At 45.9% G+C, this 3,513-nt stretch carries 2 protein-coding genes and 1 pseudogene; 2 read left to right on the top strand and 1 reads right to left on the bottom strand.

From position 1 onward, the window contains the following. Positions 1–22: 22 nt before the first annotated feature. The gene (locus F6K37_RS35030; protein ID WP_009149336.1) at positions 23–2,530 is read right to left on the bottom strand and encodes a UvrD-helicase domain-containing protein; all 2,508 of its coding nucleotides are present in this window, start codon (positions 2,528–2,530) and stop codon (positions 23–25) included. 357 nt (positions 2,531–2,887) lie between these two features. Between F6K37_RS35030 and F6K37_RS35025 the strand changes: the two genes are divergently transcribed. Together F6K37_RS35025 and F6K37_RS45830 are read left to right on the top strand one after the other, a co-directional pair. After that, the gene (locus F6K37_RS35025; RefSeq protein WP_009149334.1) at positions 2,888–3,262 is read left to right on the top strand and encodes a hypothetical protein; all 375 of its coding nucleotides are present in this window, start codon (positions 2,888–2,890) and stop codon (positions 3,260–3,262) included. A 156-nt stretch (positions 3,263–3,418) separates the two neighbouring features. Then, positions 3,419–3,513 (top strand): annotated as a pseudogene (locus F6K37_RS45830) (RNA-guided endonuclease InsQ/TnpB family protein); the annotation flags it as partial.

Genomic DNA, 3,513 nt, shown 5'->3' with positions numbered 1-3,513 from the left:
ATTAACCATTAACCATTAACCATTAATCATTAACCATTAAAGAATTTGGAAACTGAGCATTCAATGCTGGCAATACTGGACAGGGTTTCTTCTGCTGCAAGTTATCTCCTTTACCACTAAAGGTATTCCACCGAAATGGTCCCAAATCGGCGGCGGCCATCCACAGCAACCGTTTAGCTCGGGTCATGGCTACATAGAGCAAGCGGAATTCTTCAGCAGTCTTAAGCTGTGCGGCTTGTTCCCAAGCCTCGGGTGCCATGGGTAAGGGTTTACCGTGAAGATAGGCACGAATTTGAGCTCTGGCTACTTCTGCTAGGGTAAATTCTCCCAAAAACTGAGCGGCAGTAGGTACCCACGGATTACCAGGAAGGGTGTCTTCATGGAGAAAGGGCAAGAAAACATAGTCCCAGTCTAATCCCTTGGCTTTGTGCATGGTGATTACAGTCAGTTGATGGGAACGCAGATAAGGGGAGTCTGTATTGTCTGGGTCTACAGGTTCAAAACGTTCTGAGCTAACGATTTCCTGAAGTACTGCTAGAGTTTCACTGATAGAACTGTTGCCAAAGGTCTGTTTTGCTATCCGTTCGGCTAATTTATCTGCTGTGGCTAGCTCGGATTGGTCATAGTTTAAGGTCTGAGCCAGGAAGGAAATTAGGTGATAATTGGGGAGTTCTAAACGAGCACGCAGTAAATCACAGCAGTAGCGGCGAGCTTTGATAACTGCTTTGGTCTGGGGTGGGTCCAATGGACCAGGATAGAGGAATTGTTCGGGATAGGTGGATAGAGCATTGAGGTCTTGGGTGGGAATTAACTGACGTTTTACCAAGACATCTAGGGCAGCTTTTAGGTAATCCGGAGAATGGGGACGGTCGAGAAATTGCAGCAGTGTTAGGATTTGACTGGGAACGTGGGATTCGCGATCGCGTTTTTGGACATCATACACCTCAATCTCATGCTGGCGTTTAAGATACTCCAGTTGTTCCACCACAAAGCTCCCTTGTCGATTCTCCCGCACTAACACAGCAGCGTTATGGTTTTGGTTTTTGGCAAATAGCTCCACTACTCGCTTTCCAATCAGCTCGACTGTGTGGTAAATGTCCTTAGGAGTGTAGAGTTCTAAACCTCTCCCTTCTGGATTTGGGTTGGCATCCGGTTGAGGGTCATTGGCATCTACTCGACGAATGGTTTGAGGACGAAAGGGTAGCTCGGGAGACGGTTGGGTTTGGGGGATAGAGTCTGGCTGTGGTACTGTTTCGGTAGAGTTTTTGCTGCCATAGGTGCTATTGACCCAATTCACGATAAAGTTGGCAGCATTGATGATAACCTGGCTACTGCGACCCGCTTGATCCATTGTGGCTAAACGTCCTATTCCCTGACAGTCTTGGCAAAACCAATTGAAATAAATTGGGTCAGCTGGGGTAAAGGTAGAGTTAATGGCTTGATTGGGGTCTCCAACTCGGATCAGATTTAGGGTATGGTGTTGGGAGGTTGAAGGTTGGGAGGTTGAAGGTTGGGAGGTTGAAGGTTGGAAGGTTGAAGGTTGAGAGGTTGAAGGTTGGAAGGTTGAAGGTTGGAAAGTTAAAGGTTGTTCCGGTAGCGTGGCCAATAGGCCAAGGTTTGGTTCGGCACTAGCTGGTAATGTGGCCAGGGTTTGCAAGAGTTGGTATTGTAATGGTGTGGAATCTTGGGCTTCGTCTTCAAAGACGGCAAAAAATTGATTTTGCCAGAGCTGACGGATGGCATCGTTTTCTAGCACTCTCAGCGCAGCTAGAATCATGTCGTCGTAGTCGATGAATTCACGCGATCGCACTATGGTTTGATACTGTTGATACAGTCCTGCTGCGATCGCTAATATTCCATATTCATCCGTTGTCTGTTCACTGAGGTGCCACAAATCTGCTGGTAATAACCCAGAACTTTTGGCTTCATGGATAACGGTGTAGGCCAGGTTAGGTAAAACTTCCGTTCGCAATACGGATTGTCGGCGCAACCGTTCTGTTTCTTCTCCATCAAAGCTTCGACCTTCGAGCAAGGTCAGATACCGGCGTGGATAATTAGCAATCCACTGTTCCACACAAGCACGGATTAAGCGATGACTTTGATTTGGAGTTACTAGAGTACTACTGTCTAGATTAAGTCCCGATAATTCTGGATGACGGTTAGCAATGTAGAGGGCTAAACCATGTAAGGTATAGACTACAAAACTATTTTGTGGGACCTTAAGGGTTTTTAGGTCATCGCGGATTTTAGCTCTTATACTGGCAGCGGCAGAGCGAGTGAAGGTGACTACCAGCAATTGATATCTGCTATGGAGTTGGTAATTTGCGATCGCAATTGCTGCAGCTTTTGCCATGCCAGTAGATTTCCCAGCACCAGGGACAGCAGAAACCGCTAAGGTTCCCCCTTGCCAGTCGGCCATCGGTTGTTGTCCCCTTCTTAAACTATTGCGGAGTCGTTGTAGTTCTTGGGCACGCCAAGCGGAGAGCGGGGTTTGCCCTGAGTCTGACTTGGTATCTGTATCCTCTGACATGTTGAGATTTGCTGCAACTGACTATTTTTTGGTTATTTTTTGGTATTGTAATTAGCCCAGGTTGCAAACCGCTATCCCTTAAGGTTTACCCTGGTTGCTCATTCAACCATTAGACCTCGGGAGTAGGGACAGATTTTCACAGGGCACTGAGATCTTAGAGTAGCTTAATGATTATTCATTTATTGTTAGAGTGATTAGTAATTACGCAACAATAACTTAACAATTTCTGCGTTTTTTTTTTAATAAAACATGCCAAAATTACATGGGCAGTGTCAGTTCTGCTCACGATACTCTTAGCAAGGTTAACTCTAAAAGACTTCTTTCGCTTTTCTCATTTCACATTTTAAGGAGGAAATTATGAAGCGAGTTGCGATTTTTTTGATGTCTTTGATGGCTGCACTGGTACTCATTGCTACCCCAGCTCATGCGTCGATTCAAGCAGGCATTATTGAGCTGTGTTCACCAGGCCCAGTGGAAACAACAAATAATGACACAAGCACATTTAAAGAAGTGTTCTTCGCAGAGCCATTTCGGGAAGGCTCAGATGTGATCGTGATTCCAATGGTTCAAACCTTTAATGGAGCAGATACCCCTGGTGTCAGGATCGCAGATGTAACCACGAAGGGCTTTAAGTTCAAAATGAACGAATTAGTTCGGGGTGGTCCAAGGCAGGCTCTGTCAGATGGAGGACATACAAAAGAAACCATAGGTTGGATGGCTGTCGGTTTCTAATCGCTCTTAGGATTTTTTTCTGACCCCTGTCGCCTGTGCCCAATGGATGGGGTACAGGCGATTTCAGCATTTTGTAGTGAAAGTGTCACAAAGGCTGTTGCACAAGCCAAGTATTACGGAACACCCAAAGCTGAAAGCCCCGTGTTTTTAAACCGGGTCAGAAGTTACCGCAAGAATAGTGCAGCCAAAGCAAGTTGGTAGGCTATGCATTAAAGGTGACAGGTTTTGTTGTAAGGCTGCACTATTAATCA

The organism is Moorena sp. SIO4E2, from assembly GCF_010671945.1.
Taxonomy (GTDB): domain Bacteria; phylum Cyanobacteriota; class Cyanobacteriia; order Cyanobacteriales; family Coleofasciculaceae; genus Moorena; species Moorena producens.
The sequence above is the reverse complement of the archived record's forward strand: the minus strand, read 5'-3'. Positions and strand labels throughout refer to the sequence as shown.